Below are 13,871 nucleotides of genomic sequence, written 5' to 3' on the forward strand. Positions count from 1 at the left end.
CGAACTACGACGAACTGCAAGGAATGCGAACGCGGTGTCCGTGGCCGCCCGCCACAGGGCGGTCGAACGGAGAGGCAGCGGTGGCGAACACCTCGCTCATCGGCCCCTGCCGTCCGGCAGCAGGACGGGTTTGACCACGCGGCCCGCGTCGCAGTCGCGCTCGGCCTCGTTGATGGCGGCGAGCGGGTACGTGCGGATGAGCTGGTCGAACGGAAACCGCCCGGCCTGCCACAGCCCGATCAGCCGCGGAATCAGCAGTCCCGGCACGGCGTCTCCCTCGCAGATGTGGGAGATCCTCCGGCCCCGGTCCAGCGACCCCGGTTCGAGTGGCAGCGCGGCGTGGAGCCGCGCCACCAGGCCGAGGTGGCCGGTCGGACGCAGCGCCCGGAGCGCGGTATTGATCAGATGGGCGGAGCCGGTGGTGTCCAGCGCGTACTGGGCGCCGCCGTCGGTCAGTCGCTGAACGCGGCCGGTCAGGTCGGGCGGGTCGGCCGCGGCGGCGTGCAGCGGGATCGCGCCGAGCCGCTCGGCGAGGGCCAGCCGTCCGGGGTGCCGGTCGACGGCCACGGCCACCGCTCCGGCGGCGGTGGCCGCCATCACCGCGGCCAGGCCCACCGCTCCCGCGCCGAAGACCGCGATGCTGTCGCCGGGGCGGACCCCGAAGGAGTTGAAGACCGCTCCGGCGCCGGTGAGGAATCCGCAGCCGAGCGGTCCGAGGAGTTCGACGGGCAGCGAGGGATCGACCCGGACGGCGTTGCGGGCCGGGACCATCGCGTACTCGGCGAACGAGGACTGGCCGAACCACCGGGGGGCCAACGCGCCCCCGGCCGCGTCGGTGAACCGCGCCGCGTGTTCCCCGCGGCCTCCGAAGAGGTTGAGCGAGGCGAAGGAGTCGCAGTAGGCGGGGGCCGCGCCCCTGCAGTTCCGGCAGTGTCCGCAGGAATCGAAGCTCAGCACCACATGGTCCCCGACGCTCAGGCCGGTGTCCGGGCCGCCCGTCTCCACCACGACCCCGGCCCCCTCGTGGCCGAGCACCGCCGGCAGCGGTGAGCGGCCCGCCGAACGCCGGACCGTGAGATCGGTCCGGCACATCCCGCAGCCCGCGATCCGGACCAGGATCTCGCCGTCGGCCGGCCCCGCGCTCAGGATCACCTCCTCGACGGTGAAGGGGCTCTCGTACGAGCGCAGCACCGCCGCGCCGAACCTCACCATCAGGCCTCGTCCGGGCGGTGCACGACGAACGGCCTGAGGTTCCCGTAGAGCCCCCACGGCCCGCCCGCGACGCCGACACCGCTCTCCTTGATGCCCGCGAAGGGCTGGGCGAGGGACAGTTCGGCGTGGTGGTTGATCCACGCCGTCCCGCACTCCAGCCGGTCGGCCACCGCCTCGGCCCGGTCGAGGTCGGTCCCCCATACCGAGCCGCCCAGCCCGAAGCCGGTGTCGTTGGCCCTTTCGACTGCTTCGTCGAGGCTGCGGTACGGCAGCACCGGCAGGACCGGGCCGAACTGTTCCTCCGTCACCACCGGGCTGTCGGGCGGGACGTCGGCCAGGATCGTCGGGGCGAAGAAGTAGCCCGGCCGGTCCAGCCGGTGGCCGCCGGCCGCGGCTCTGGCGCCGTCCGCCAGGGCCCCGGCCGTGCAGCGCTCGACCCTGGCCAGCTGAGGGGCGTTGTTGACCGGCCCCAGCCGCGAGTCCGGGTCGAGGCCGGGTCCCACGGCGACGGTCTTCGCGCGCTGCGCGAGGGCCTCGACCACCTGGGAGTAGAGCCGGGCCGGGGCGTAGACGCGCTTGACCGCCATGCAGACCTGCCCGCAGTTGCGGAACGCCGCCCAGAACAGCCGGTCCGCGATCCGCTCCACCTCCACGTCCTCCAGCAGGATGGCGGCGTCGTTACCGCCCAGCTCCAGGGTGACCCGGGCGAGCGAGGCCGCCGCGCCCCGGGCGACGGCCCGTCCGGTGGGGATGGAACCGGTGAAGGTCACATGGCGGATCCCCGGGTGGGACGCGAGCCGGGCGCCGAGGGGTTCGCGACCGGTGACGACCGTCAGGACGTCCTGGGGGAGCGCGGTGGAGACGACGGACGCCAGCAGCCGGGTGGCGAGGGGCGTGCACGGGGACGGCTTGAGCACCACCGTGTTGCCCGCGGCGAGCGCGGGCGCGAACTTCGCCGACGCGAGCTGGAGGGGGAAGTTCCAGGGGACGATCGCGGCCACGGGCCCGAGCGGCCGCCAGCGGATCTCGCTGCGCACCGGCCGGCCGTCGGTGATCGGCCGCGGCCCGGGGGCCGGCTCGGCGAAGTAGCGCAGCCGGGCCGCCGTGCGGGCGATCTCCGCGTACGACTCGGCCAGGGGCTTGCCCTGTTCCCGGGTGAGCAGCGGAGCGAGGTCGGCACCGGCCGCCTCCACGGCGTCGGCCGCCGCGAGCAGCGCGGTGGCACGGGCGGCGGGGTCGGCTCGCCAGCTCCGCCAGGCCGCGTGGGCCTGGTCGACGACGGCGTCCAACTCGTCCGGCCGCTGGTCGGGAGCCTCGTCGAACGCCTCGCCCGTCGCCGGGTCGAGGACGGCGAAGCGCTCGCCGCGGGTCGCGGGTGTGCGACGGGTCTGACGTAACGGCATGCCGGCGGTCAGCTCGCGGCGGCGACGGCAGCCGCGTGTTCCCGGGCGTGCCGGTCCATCTCCGCCCGGAAGGCGGCCACCAGTTGCGGCTGGATCCTTCCGGCGTTGCGGTCGCCCCCCTCGCAGACCGCCCCGCGCACCCCCACGATGTCCGTGCCGATGTGGGTCAGCGCGGCGAGGTCGGCCGCCTTGACGCTGCCCGCCAGGGCGGCGAGCAGACCTGCCTCATGGGCCAGCCGGACGAACTCCGCGCAGACATCGGGCGGGACGTGGTCGAACAGCCGCGACCCGTCCTTGATCGCGGTGTCGAGCATGGCCGCGTCGGAGCCGGAGCGATGGGCGATGTCCGGCAGCGCGAGCGGGCTGACGCACCCGATCCGGTGGGCGTCGGCGTAGCCGGAGGCGACGACCAACGCGTCCGGCCGGTAGTCCTTCACCGCCCGGACGACCCCGCGCATGACGTCGACGGCCTGCTCGGGCGTCGTGCATCCGTAGAGGCCCACCTTGATGTAGGTGGCTCCGGAGACAGCCGCGCCGAGCGCCGCCTGGGCCACCGTGCCGGGCTTGTACGGCACGTCTCCCACGGTGGCGGACACCGGCTTCTCCGCCGGGACCGCGTCGCGGATCTCCCTGATGACCCACGGGAAGTTCGCGCCGAGCGAGCCCTCGTCGGGTTTCTTGACATCGACGATGTCGAGGTGCTCCGCCGCCTTTACGCAGTCGAGGGCCTCCTCGACGCTCTCCGGAGAGATGAGAAGCAACAACGTGGATTCCTTCCACCGTGTGTCCGCCTGCCGACGGCAGGTGCGCGGAGTCGTCCGGACCACGTGACGATCCGCTCATCATTGCCGCGGCCCGTGGCCCTCGACAGGGCGTGCGGAGTCCGAACGGGTCATTGCCGTGACTCTCCGCGCCCCCTCAGTACGCCGCCCGCACCGGTTCGAATCAGCCGTACGCCTAAGAACCGCCCTCGCCCGCGGAGCCCGGTAGCGCGTCCTTGCGGCGGGCCACCACCAGGCCGATGACGCCGACGATCAGCAGGGCGGCGACGGTGCCGAGGGTGAAGGCCTCGAACGAGGCCCGGGAGACGCCCCACACGTCGTGGAAGACGTAGTCGATGCCGAAGAGCCGCTCCAGGACACCGGGGAAGAGCGCCGACCAGGACCCGATCAGGATCCAGGCGTAGACGAGCCCCGCGCAGAGCAGGAAGCCGCGGGTGCCGAAGGGGACGCGATACGGCCGCGGGACGTCCGGCCGGCGGATCCGTAGCAGTACCAGCGCGGGGATGATGACCAGGTAGGACAGCAGCAGGGTGGTGACCGCGACGGTGAGCACCACGCCGAACACGTCGGCCGCGTCGCCGTTGGCCAGCCGCATGGCGGCGAGCATGAACACCGTGGCCACGGCCCCGGAGAGGAGGTTGGTGCGCACCGGGGTGCCGAGCCGCGGGTGGAAGGTGCCGAGGGCGCGGGTGAAGAAGCCCCCGTCGGCGGCGGCCATGGCCTGCATGCGGTCGCTGACGATCATCCAGGCGCTGCCCTGGGTGAGCAGGGCGAGGACGAACATGACGGCGGTGGTCTTCAGCAGGGGTCCGGCCGCGTCGCCGTAGACGCTGAAGACCAGGCGGGCGCCGTCCATGAAGCCGCCGATGCCGGTGACCCGGTGGGCGGGTACGACGGCGAGGAGGGCGAGGACCGGCAGCAGATAGCAGCAGGCCGCGACGGCCGCGGAGCGTCCGAGCGCGGCGGGCACGTCGCGCTGCGGGTCGTGCATCTCCTCACCGGCGGCGTTGGGTGCCTCGAAGCCGACATAGGCGAACAGCAGGATCGGCACGAGGGCGAGGAAGCCGGCGGTCGTCGGGGTGAAGCCGGTGTCGGCCAGACCGTGGAAGCCGTGCCGCACCCCGTAGAACACGGCGGTGAGGGTGAACACCGTGAGGGCCAGGACCTTCATCGCCGCGCCCGCGGTGGTGATCCACTTGCCGCGGCGCAGGGAGACGACGGCCGTCAGAATGGCGACCCAGACGAACAGCAGCTTGAAGGTGTAGTCGGCGACCGTGCCCGAACCGAGGTGGAAGACGAAGCCGTCCCAGGTCTCCGCGGCGAGGAAGACCAGGGAGCCGCCCAGCCAGATGGGGTTGGTGACCCAGTACATGAGGGTCGTGAGGGCGGCCGCGGGACGGCCGAGGGCGAGCCTGACCCACACGTAGGGGCCGCCTTCCTGGGGGAACGCGGCGCCGGTCTCGGCGAACAGCAGGGCGTAGGGGATGAGGAAGAAGATGGCGATGACCGCGGTCCAGGTGGCGGCCTCACCACCGCCGGTGGCGATCTGCCCGACGGTGTCGAAGGAGATCACCGCGGCGATGGCCATGGCCGTGATGTCGAAGCGCTTCAGGCTGCGTTGCAGGGCGCCGGCCGCGGGCCGGGAGGCGCGTGGTTCGGTCGTGGAGAGGTTGGAGGACACGGGCGGTTCCTTGGGGGAGCAGCTCCTTGGAGCGGAACGGAGAGACTGCGAGGGGGCGCGTGGGTCGCGCTGCCACGGTATGGGGTCCGTGTCGGATGGTGCTCGGCGAGGGGGCCCGGTCATGGACCGGGCCTCCCGGGAAGGCGTCAGGCGGCGCGGATCTCACCGGTGGGTTCGGTGCGTTCCAGGACGCCGCGCAGCGCGCTGGCCACTTCCCTGGCCTCCGCCTCGGTCATGATCAGCGGCGGCGACAGCACCAGGCTGTGCGCGGAGTCCCGTACGATGACGCCGGTCTCGCGGCGGATGACGTCATGGGGCATCCGCTCGGGGTGCAGGGGCAGGGGCGCGCGGGTGGCGCGGTCCCGCACCAGTTCGACGGCGAGCATCATGCCGACCGAGCGGATCTCGCCGACGACGGGCAACTCGCCGAGCTGGGCCTCCAGCTCGGCGTGGAGGAAGGCGCCCAGGCCGGTCGCGCGGGCGAGGAGGCCCTCCCGCTCGATGAGGTCCAGGTTGGCGGTGGCCACCGCGGTGGCGACGGGGTGGCCGTTGTAGGTGTAGCCCATGGGGAAGCCGTGGTCGCGCAGCAGCACCTCGGCGACGTGGTCGCCCACCAGGAGGGCGCCGAGCGGTACGTAGCCGGAGGTGATGCCCTTGGCGGTGACGATGATGTCCGGGGTGACGCCGAAGTACTGGGCGGCGAACCACTCGCCGACGCGGCCGTACGCGGTGACGACCTCGTCGAAGATCAGCAGGATGCCGTGCCGGTCGAGGACCTCACGCACCCGGGGCCAGTAGTCGGCCGGCGGGACGAGCATGCCGCCGACGCCCATGATGGGCTCGCCGATCATGGCGGCGATGTTCCCGGGACCTATCTCCGCGATGCGCTCCTCCAGCTCCCGGATGAGGAAGTCGGTGACCTGCTCGGGGCTCAGCGGCTGGTCGCCGTAGAGCTCGGTGCGGTACGGCCACGGGGGAGTGAGGTGGGAGACGTGGGGCATCATCGGGGCGAAGCCCTCGTGGTAGAGGGGGAAGCCGGTGGCCGAGCCGCCGCCGTAGCCGATGCCGTGGTAGGCCTTGCTGCGCGCCAGGATCCAGGTCCGGCTGCTCTCACCGCGCCGGTGGTGGTAGTAGCGGGCCATTTTGATGGCCGCCTCGTTGCCCTCGGAGCCGCCCGAGGTGAAGTAGACGTGGCTCAGCGGGGCGGGGGCGAGGGAGGCGAGGCGCGTGGCGAGTTCGATGGCGCGCTCGTTGGAGAACTCCCAGAAGCTGGTGAAGTACTCCAGCTTCGCCATCTGCGCGTGGGCGACGTCGGCCAGTTCCGTGCGGCCGTGGCCGACCTGGGCGAGCCAGAGGCCGCCGGTGGCGTCGAGGTAGCCGCGGCCCTGGGAGTCGGTGAGGCGGCAGCCGGAGCCGGAGATCATGACGACGCGCTCGGTGGCGCTGCCCGGCAGATAGGGGTGGATGATGTGCGCCCGGTCCAGCTGGGCGAGGTCTGCGATGTCGAGGGTCATGAGGGTGGCGTCCTTTGTGTGATACCGGTGGTGCGTGGCGTGGGCGGAAGGTCCGGTCGCGCCGGCGCGGTCAGCCGTGGGCGATCCAGGTCGTCTTCAGGCCGGTGTACTTGTCGAAGGAGTGCAGGGAGAGGTCGCGGCCGTGACCGGACTGCTTGAAGCCGCCGAAGGGCGTGTACGGGCTCAGCGCGTCGACCGTGTTGACGGACACGGTGCCCGCCCGCAGGGCGTCGGCGACGCGGTGGGCCCGGCCGAGGTCCCGGGTCCACACCGACGCGGCCAGTCCGTAGGCGGAGTCGTTGGCGAGGCGGACGGCCTCGGCCTCGTCGTGGAAGGGCAGCACCGTCAGGACGGGGCCGAACAGCTCCTCCCGGACGAGCGGGGCGTCGGGCCCGAGACCGGTGACGACGGTGGGGTCGAGGTAGGCGCCGTCGCGGTCGGGGCGCGTGCCGCCGCACACGAGCGTGCCGTCCGATGACCGCAGGGCGTCCAGGACGCGTGCCACCTGGGCCTCGTCGACGAGCGGTCCCAGACGGGTCGCGGGGTCGAGCGGGTCGCCCGGCAGCCAGGCGCGGGCGTGCTCGGCGACCCTGGCCGTGAACTCCTCCGCGACGGTCGCCTCGACCAGCAGACGGGTGTTGGCGGAGCACACCTGCCCGGCGTTGTAGACGAAGCCCCAGGCGGCGCGTTCGGCGGCGGCCTCCAGGTCGGCGTCGGCGAACACCACGTTGGGGCTCTTGCCACCGGCCTCGGGCCACACCTGCTTCATGTTCGACTCGGCCGCGTAGGCGAGGAACCGCCGCGCCACGGCGGTGGACCCGGTGAACACCAGGGTGTCCACGTCCGGGTGGAGGCCGAGGGCCCGCCCGGTCGTCTCCCCCGGGCCGGGGACGACGTTGAGCACCCCGTCCGGCAGGCCGGCCTCCGCCGCGAGCTCGGCCAGCAGCAGCGCCGACGACGGGGACTGCTCGGCGGGCTTCAGCACGACGCTGTTGCCCGCGGCCAGGGCGGGCGCCAGCTTCCAGCTCGCGATGTCCAGGGGGAAGTTCCAGGGCACCACCGCGCCCACGACGCCCAGCGGGGCGCGGCGCACCAGGGCGAGATGGCCGGGCGGGGCCGGGGCCACCTCGTCGTAGAGCTTGTCGACGGCCTCGGCGTACCAGGCGAACACGCCCGCCGCGCCGGGCACATCGGTGCCGTGCGACTCCGCGATGGGCTTGCCCATGTCGAGGGTGTCGCACAGGGCGAGTTCCTCGCCGTTCTCCTCGATCAGCCGGGCCAGGGCGAGCAGGACCCGCTTGCGCTCCGCGGGTGCGGTGCGCGACCAGCGCCCGTCCTCGAAGGAGGCGCGGGCCGCGGCCACGGCCCGATGGACATCGGCGGCCGAGCCGGCCGCCACGTGGGCGGTGGTCCTGCCGGTGGCGGGGTTCACGGTGGGGAACCACTGGTCGTCGGCGGGGTCGGTCCACGCTCCGTCGATGAAGAGACGCGTGCGGGGCGTGAGGTCGGCGGCGCGCTGCCGCCAGTGGGCGTACGTCTGCATGCTGTGGCCTTCGAATGCGTCGTGGGACGTCGGGATCGCGTCGTGGGACGTCGGCGAACCGGTGCCCGTTCGGATCGGGTGTGGCCTGGGCCGTCTCGGGGGCGCCACCCGGAAACGGCGGCGCGACAGGGGCGCCGGCGCTCGGCAGCGAGTGCCCGCGCCGATTTCTTTGAGTCGAGATTCAAACAATAGGTGAACCCGACGTCAATGCTTCTGCCGGGAACTTCTTGCCACAACTGACCCCGGCAGCAGAGAATTGACCACCATGGGGAAAGCGGGCAGACCACGCAACCAGACGGCACGCAGACAGGCCCTCGTCTCCGCCGCGGGACGGGCCATCGCGGAGCGGGGGCTGGAGGGCCTGCGCATCAAGGACATCGCGGACGCGGCGGGCGTCTCCCAGGGCTCGGTCCTGTACTACTACCCCGAGCTCGACGACCTCGTCCTGGAGGTGCACCGGGGCGCGGTCGAGAGCTACCTGGCCTCTCGGCAGCGGGCCTACGACGAGGCCCCCGCCGAACACCCCGCGGCACGGCTGAGGGCCCTGCTGCACAGCGGGCTGCCGAGCATGACGGACGATCCGGTCCACGGGCTGCTGTACGAACTGCACCGGCGCGCCGGCCGCAGCCCGGGCCACGCCGAGCTGATGACCTCCCTCTTCGCCCGGGAGGTCGCGCTCTACACGACCGCCCTGGAGGTCGGCGCGGCGACCGGGGAGTTCTCCCTCGCAGCGCCCGCGCACGACCTGGCGCACGGTCTTGTGGCCCTGGAGGACGGCTACGGCCTGCACATCGTCAGCCACAACGCGGCCCTGCGCCCCGACCGGGCCCGCGAGCTGATTCTGGCCCACGCGCGGGCCGTGACGGGCTGCCCGGACCTGTAAAGCCCGACGGCAACCCGTCGGGCCCCCGCCGGGTGGGCGGCGGCCGGCTCAGACCCCGGCGGACCGGGCGGCGATCTCCCGCAGCAGGTCCATCACCGCTCGGGCGCGGGCGGTCTGGGTCATACCCCCGACAGAGACGAGCTTCACCTCCAGCGGGGGACCGCCGTCGCGGAGCTGGAGTTCCGCGACCTCGCCGCCGCCGTACGTCTGGCTGGTCGCCGGCCGCTGGTTGAGCACGGAGTAGCCGAGCCCCCGGGCCACCAGGGAACGCACGGCTTCGTAGCTCTGCGTGCGGTAGCGGACATCGGGCGCGGTGCCGGTGGCGGCCACCAGCGAGCGGAAGTAGTCGCGGCTGTGGGGGAGGTCCAGCAGCACGAGCGGTTCCGCGGACAGGTCGGCCAGCTCGACACTGCCCTGACCGGCCAGCGGGTGGTCGGCCGAGATGATGACATAGGCCGGGGCGCGGGCGATGGTCTCGCTGCGCAGGTCGGCCTCGGCCGAGAGGCCGAGGCCGTAGGTGAGGGCGAAGTCGACGCGTCCCGTCGTCAGGGAGTGGACGAGCTGGTCCGTCTCCGCCTCCACGACGTCGATCTCTATGCCCGGATAGAGCCGGGTGCACTCGCTGAACAGGGGTGGCAGATAGTAAGGGGCCAGAGTCACGAAGCAGCCGACGGCCACCGGCCCGGAGATGGTCCCGCCGTCTCCCCGGGCCTCCCGTTCCACCTCGCGGGCGCGGGCCAGCAGATCCCGCGCCTGCTGCCGGAGCCGCTCCCCGGCGGGGGTGAGGGTCAGCCCCCGCCCCCGCCGGCGGATGAACAGCTGGACCTGGAGGTCCCGCTCCAGGTTGTAGATGGCCGCGGACACGGCGGACTGCGCGATGCGCAGCTCCGCCGACGCCTCCGTCATCGAACCGCGCTCGGCGGCGACGAGGAAATAGCGGAGCTGAACGAGGGTGAAGCCCACTGCCGATGTCATAGGTGGCCCTTGTGCCTGATGATCCGTGCGGGCTCCGAGCCTATGCGGCGTCGTCCGCCGGTGTCCGCAGGGGCAGGTCGGCGGTGTCCTCGGGGCGCAACAGGGCGGAACCGGCGGTCTCCCTCAGGGAGAGGGCGGCGACGAGACCGCCGACGGCGAACACCATCAGGTACGGGCCGGGCACCAGGCTGCTGCCGGTCGCGGAGATGAGCACGGTCATCAGATACGGCACCGTGCCGGCGAACAGGGCGGCGGTGACGTTGTAGGCGATGGACAGCCCGCTCTGACGCGTACGGGTGGGGAAGACCTCCGCCGACCACACCGCGTACGTGCCGAGGATCGCCGCCAGGATCACGCCCAGCAGCAGACCGGCGACCCAGGTCCCGGCGAGCCCGGTCCGCATCAGGAGGAAGGCCGGGGTGGACACGACCAGCAGGGCCGCCGTCGCCCCGACGAACACCGGCTTGCGTCCCACGCGGTCGGACAGCAGGCCGAACAGCGGCACGAGCACAAGACCCAGCAGCGAGATCACCGTGGACAGCAGGGCGGCGCTGTCGGCCGAGTGCCCCAGGTGGTCGGTCTCATAGGTGACGAGGTAGGTCAGCACCGCGTAGAAGGGCACGTGCATGGCCGCCATCAGGCCCGCGGCCTGGAGCAACTGTCTCTTGTGGGAACGCAGCAGCTCCCGCACGGGGCTGCGCGGGATGGCGTCGCCGGCCGCCAGGGCCCGGTACTCCGGGGTGTCCTCGATCTTGTTGCGGATGATCAGGCCGATGACGCCCAGCGGCGCGGAGACGAGGAAGGGAACGCGCCAGCCCCAGGAGGTCAGCTGGTGGTCGTCGAGCCCCGCCGACAGCAGCAGGAAGACGAACGAGCCGGCGAGGAAACCCAGCAGGGAGCCGACCTCCAGCCAGCTCACCCCGAATCCGCGACGGCGCCGGGGCGCGCTCTCGGCCAGGAAGCTCGCGGCGCTGCCGAACTCGCCACCCGCCGCGAACCCCTGGATCAGGCGCAGGACCACCAGGAGCACCGGGGCGGCGATACCGATCGACGCGTAGCCGGGCAGCAGACCGATCGCCAGGGTGGCGCCCGACATCATGAAGATCACCAGTGACAGGGTGCGCTTGCGGCCGATCCGGTCGCCGAGCGGCCCGAACACCAGGGCGCCGATCGGCCGGATGCCGAACGACACCGCGAACACCCCGAACACGGCGAGCAGTCCGGTCGTGCTGTTCTCGGCCGGGAAGAACACGGTCGCGACGGTACCGGCGAGATAGGCGTAGGCGGCCCAGTCGAACCAGTGCACGAACACGCCCACGGCTCCCGCGGCGACGCTCTTGCGCAGTGCGACCACGTCGGTGGCTGTCTCTGTCTCGGTCGTCGTGGGGTCGCTGTTCCAGGTGCGCATACGCACCTCCTTGTGAAGATGGGTGGACAAGGCCGGCGCTGTGCCGGGGCCGCCGGCGCCGCGCCCTCAGGGCGCGGGCAGGCAGATCAGGGGTCGGGCCGATCAGGAGTCAGACCGAGCAGAGGGAGTGGCTGATCAGGGGAGTGGCTGGTCGGGGGGAGGGGCCGGCCGGCCCCGTCAGGACGCCGCCCGGGCCGGCGCGCTTCGGTCCACGCCGGTCCAGGCCAGCGCGATCGCCCCGTCGAGCAGGGCCCGCTGCGCCGTCCCGCCCACGCAGTGCGCGGCGAACTCGCGCTGGTGGTTGGTGGCGGGCAGGGAGCCGATGCCGATGTAGGGGTGGATGGCCGGCACCACCTGCGAGACGTTGCCCATGTCGGTGGAGGCGCGGTTCATCCTCGCCGCCTGGCCGGGCGGCGCGAACTCCCGCCCCAGAGCGCGGGCGTTCGCGCGGTAGTGCCCGAGGGCGGTCTCGTCCGCACGGAACTCGGCGTACGGCTTGCTCTCCGGCTCGACCTCCAGCTCGCACCCGGTCGCGAGCGCACCGGCCTCGAAGGCCCGCATGACCCGCGGCTCCAGCTCGGCCAGTTCGGCCAGCGTCTCCGCCCGTACGTACCACCGGCCGGTCGTCCGCTCCGGGATGGCGTTCGGGGCGTCCCCGGCGTGGGTCACCACCCCGTGGACCCGGGCCGAGGGCGGCAGCTGCTGGCGCAGCAGGCCGATCGCGACCTGGGCCACGGTGAAGGCGTCGGCCGCGTTGACTCCGGCCTCCGGATAGGCCGCGGCGTGCGCGGACTTCCCGGTGTAGGAGATCCTGGAGTGGCTGACCGCGAACGGACGGGCCTCGGCCACGTCGACCGGCGCGGGGTGCGCCATCATCGCGAGGTCCACTCCGGCGAAGGCTCCCCGGTCGAGCATCTCGATCTTGCCGCCGCCGCCCTCCTCGGCCGGGGTGCCGTAGACCTCGACGGTGAGACCGGCGTCATCGGCGACGGCGGCGAGGCCCAGCGCGGCCCCCACCGAACTCGCCGCGATGAGGTTGTGCCCGCACGCGTGGCCGAGACCGGGCAGCGCGTCGTACTCGGCGCACAGCGCGACCCGGACGGGCCCGCTCCCGTACCGCGCCAGGAACGCCGTCTCCAGGCCCAGGTAGGACGAGGTGACGTCGAACCCGGCGCGGTCCAGCAGCTCGGGCACGGCGGCCGCGGCCCGGTGTTCCTCCCAGGCGGTCTCCGGGTCGGCGTGCAGCCGCTCGGACAGTCCGATCAGATCCTCGGCCCGTCGGTCGACCGCCTGCCGGGCCGCCTCTTTCAGCGCGCCCATCACCGGTCACCGGGGACGCCGTAGGAAGGGGCGGAGGCGGGGTCGAGTCCGCGCCGCACGTAGTCGTCCCGCTGCGGCAGCCAGACGTCGAGGAGTTCGCCGAGCCGGTCCACGGGATCCTCGGCCCAGTCCACCCGCAGGTCGGTCACCCGCCAGTCCACGTCCGCGACGACCGCCAGGCCCGCGGAGTACACCGGCCCCTCCTCGCCACCGGCCGCGACGGCGGCCTTCAGGGCGGTGAGCAGCCGCTCCTCGAGCTCCCCGTCGGCCGCCAGATACGCGTCGAGGAGAACGCCGGGGATGTGCTCGCCGGACAGCATGTTGCCGGCCGCCACCGCGCCGTCCGCGGTGGCCGAGGCGTGCTTGCCGAGCGTCCGCGAGCCGCTGTACGCGAACCCGGCCCCGGAGCGGCCCAGCACGGTCAGCTGCCGGTACGCGATGGTCTTCGCGTTCCGCGCCGCGCCGGTGACATCGGCGAGGGCGCGCTCGGCGTCGCCGTGGTCCGCCAGCCGCTCCAGCAGGCTCGTGCCGAGCGTGGGGTCGGTGACGTTCTGGGAAGCCGCCGCGCCGACCCCGGGCCGCAGATGGGCGACTCGGGCGGCGACCGCGGGACTCGACGAGCTGGCCACGATGCCGAACCGCTCACCGTCGCGTGCCACCAGGGAGAAGGTCATGCCTGCCCCTCCTCGGGGATCACGGCGATCGCGTCGATCTCGCACAGCCATTCCGGGCGGGCGAGGGCGGAGACCACCAGGCCGGTGGAGATGGGGTGCACGCCCCTCGTCCAGCGGCCCACGGTGCGGTACACCGCCTCGCGGTAGCGCGGGTCGATCAGGTAGATGGTCAGCTTGACCAGGTGTTCCATCCGGCTGCCGGCTTCTTCGAGCAGCTTGTTGATGTTGGCCATGGCCTGCTCGGCCTGGGCCTCGGCATCGCCGATGCCCACGGACTCGCTGGTGTCGAGGTCCTGGCCGATCTGACCCCGGACGTACACGGTGTTGCCGGCGACCACGACCTGGCAGAGGTCGTTGTCGAGGTTCTGCTCGGGATAGGTGTCGCGCGTGTTGAACGGCCGGATGCGGGTGTGTCCGCCGGCGACGATCGGGGCCTTCGCCTGGTGGCCCTGGCTCGTGGAGGTCATCATGTGCTC

12 protein-coding genes are annotated in these 13,871 nt (G+C 72.8%); 1 reads left to right on the forward strand and 11 read right to left on the reverse strand.

The features are described from left to right. Positions 1 to 96: 96 nt before the first annotated feature. The 6 genes from ABFY07_RS00305 to ABFY07_RS00330 all read right to left on the reverse strand — a co-directional run bounded on the left by ABFY07_RS00305 (position 97) and on the right by ABFY07_RS00330 (position 8,135). Entirely contained in the window at positions 97 to 1,209 is a 1,113-nt protein-coding gene (locus ABFY07_RS00305) for an NAD(P)-dependent alcohol dehydrogenase (RefSeq protein ID WP_346172842.1), read from the reverse strand. A gap of 2 nt (positions 1,210 to 1,211) precedes the next feature. Further along, a complete protein-coding gene (locus tag ABFY07_RS00310) occupies positions 1,212 to 2,615 on the reverse strand; it encodes an aldehyde dehydrogenase family protein (protein WP_346172445.1) in 1,404 nt (467 codons plus the stop codon). Positions 2,616 to 2,623: 8 nt separating this feature from the next. Beyond that, positions 2,624 to 3,379, reverse strand: a complete 756-nt coding sequence (locus ABFY07_RS00315) for a (5-formylfuran-3-yl)methyl phosphate synthase (RefSeq protein WP_346172446.1) — start codon at positions 3,377 to 3,379, stop codon at positions 2,624 to 2,626. A gap of 193 nt (positions 3,380 to 3,572) precedes the next feature. Beyond that, the gene (locus ABFY07_RS00320) at positions 3,573 to 5,078 is read right to left on the reverse strand and encodes an APC family permease (RefSeq protein ID WP_346172447.1); all 1,506 of its coding nucleotides are present in this window, start codon (positions 5,076 to 5,078) and stop codon (positions 3,573 to 3,575) included. 146 nt (positions 5,079 to 5,224) lie between these two features. Continuing rightward, positions 5,225 to 6,592 carry an aminotransferase family protein gene (locus ABFY07_RS00325; RefSeq protein ID WP_346172448.1) on the reverse strand — a complete coding sequence of 456 codons (1,368 nt, stop codon included), beginning with the start codon at positions 6,590 to 6,592 and terminating at the stop codon, positions 5,225 to 5,227. A gap of 70 nt (positions 6,593 to 6,662) precedes the next feature. Further along, a complete protein-coding gene (locus ABFY07_RS00330) occupies positions 6,663 to 8,135 on the reverse strand; it encodes an aldehyde dehydrogenase family protein (RefSeq protein WP_346172449.1) in 1,473 nt (490 codons plus the stop codon). A 265-nt stretch (positions 8,136 to 8,400) separates the two neighbouring features. On the opposite strand from ABFY07_RS00330, the gene ABFY07_RS00335 reads away from it, so the two are divergent. Further along, entirely contained in the window at positions 8,401 to 9,018 is a 618-nt protein-coding gene (locus ABFY07_RS00335) for a TetR/AcrR family transcriptional regulator (protein WP_346172450.1), read from the forward strand. 48 nt (positions 9,019 to 9,066) lie between these two features. Here ABFY07_RS00335 and ABFY07_RS00340 read toward each other — a convergent pair whose 3' ends face one another. From ABFY07_RS00340 to ABFY07_RS00360, 5 genes are all read right to left on the reverse strand, one after another. After that, positions 9,067 to 9,993, reverse strand: a complete 927-nt coding sequence (locus ABFY07_RS00340) for a LysR substrate-binding domain-containing protein (protein ID WP_346172451.1) — start codon at positions 9,991 to 9,993, stop codon at positions 9,067 to 9,069. A gap of 40 nt (positions 9,994 to 10,033) precedes the next feature. Then, positions 10,034 to 11,401, reverse strand: a complete 1,368-nt coding sequence (locus ABFY07_RS00345; RefSeq protein WP_346172452.1) for an MFS transporter — start codon at positions 11,399 to 11,401, stop codon at positions 10,034 to 10,036. Positions 11,402 to 11,578: 177 nt separating this feature from the next. Continuing rightward, complete coding sequence (locus tag ABFY07_RS00350) at positions 11,579 to 12,721, reverse strand: M20 family metallopeptidase (protein ID WP_346172453.1); 1,143 nt, start codon at positions 12,719 to 12,721, stop codon at positions 11,579 to 11,581. Continuing rightward, positions 12,721 to 13,395 (reverse strand): DUF1028 domain-containing protein, encoded by a 675-nt coding sequence (locus ABFY07_RS00355; protein ID WP_346172454.1) that lies wholly within the window; start codon positions 13,393 to 13,395, stop codon positions 12,721 to 12,723. Before ABFY07_RS00355 ends, ABFY07_RS00350 begins: the two co-directional genes overlap by 1 nt. Next, positions 13,392 to 13,865 carry a RidA family protein gene (locus ABFY07_RS00360; protein WP_346172455.1) on the reverse strand — a complete coding sequence of 158 codons (474 nt, stop codon included), beginning with the start codon at positions 13,863 to 13,865 and terminating at the stop codon, positions 13,392 to 13,394. The genes ABFY07_RS00355 and ABFY07_RS00360 overlap by 4 nt, the downstream gene beginning before the upstream one ends. Positions 13,866 to 13,871 lie beyond the last annotated feature (6 nt).

The organism is Streptomyces sparsogenes subsp. cuspidosporus (assembly GCF_039532705.1).
Classification (GTDB): domain Bacteria; phylum Actinomycetota; class Actinomycetes; order Streptomycetales; family Streptomycetaceae; genus Streptomyces; species Streptomyces sparsogenes.

Excerpts from the sequence above, each read along its gene's own strand:
- ABFY07_RS00310 (WP_346172445.1), bottom strand. The coding sequence starts at position 2,615 with ATGCCGTTACGTCAGACCCGTCGCACACCCGCGACCCGCGGCGAGCGC.
- ABFY07_RS00325 (WP_346172448.1), bottom strand. The coding sequence starts at position 6,592 with ATGACCCTCGACATCGCAGACCTCGCCCAGCTGGACCGGGCGCACATC.
- ABFY07_RS00330 (WP_346172449.1), bottom strand. The coding sequence starts at position 8,135 with ATGCAGACGTACGCCCACTGGCGGCAGCGCGCCGCCGACCTCACGCCC.
- ABFY07_RS00335 (WP_346172450.1), top strand. The coding sequence starts at position 8,401 with ATGGGGAAAGCGGGCAGACCACGCAACCAGACGGCACGCAGACAGGCC.
- ABFY07_RS00340 (WP_346172451.1), bottom strand. The coding sequence starts at position 9,993 with ATGACATCGGCAGTGGGCTTCACCCTCGTTCAGCTCCGCTATTTCCTC.
- ABFY07_RS00345 (WP_346172452.1), bottom strand. The coding sequence starts at position 11,401 with ATGCGCACCTGGAACAGCGACCCCACGACGACCGAGACAGAGACAGCC.
- ABFY07_RS00350 (WP_346172453.1), bottom strand. The coding sequence starts at position 12,721 with ATGGGCGCGCTGAAAGAGGCGGCCCGGCAGGCGGTCGACCGACGGGCC.
- ABFY07_RS00355 (WP_346172454.1), bottom strand. The coding sequence starts at position 13,395 with ATGACCTTCTCCCTGGTGGCACGCGACGGTGAGCGGTTCGGCATCGTG.
- ABFY07_RS00360 (WP_346172455.1), bottom strand. The coding sequence starts at position 13,865 with ATGATGACCTCCACGAGCCAGGGCCACCAGGCGAAGGCCCCGATCGTC.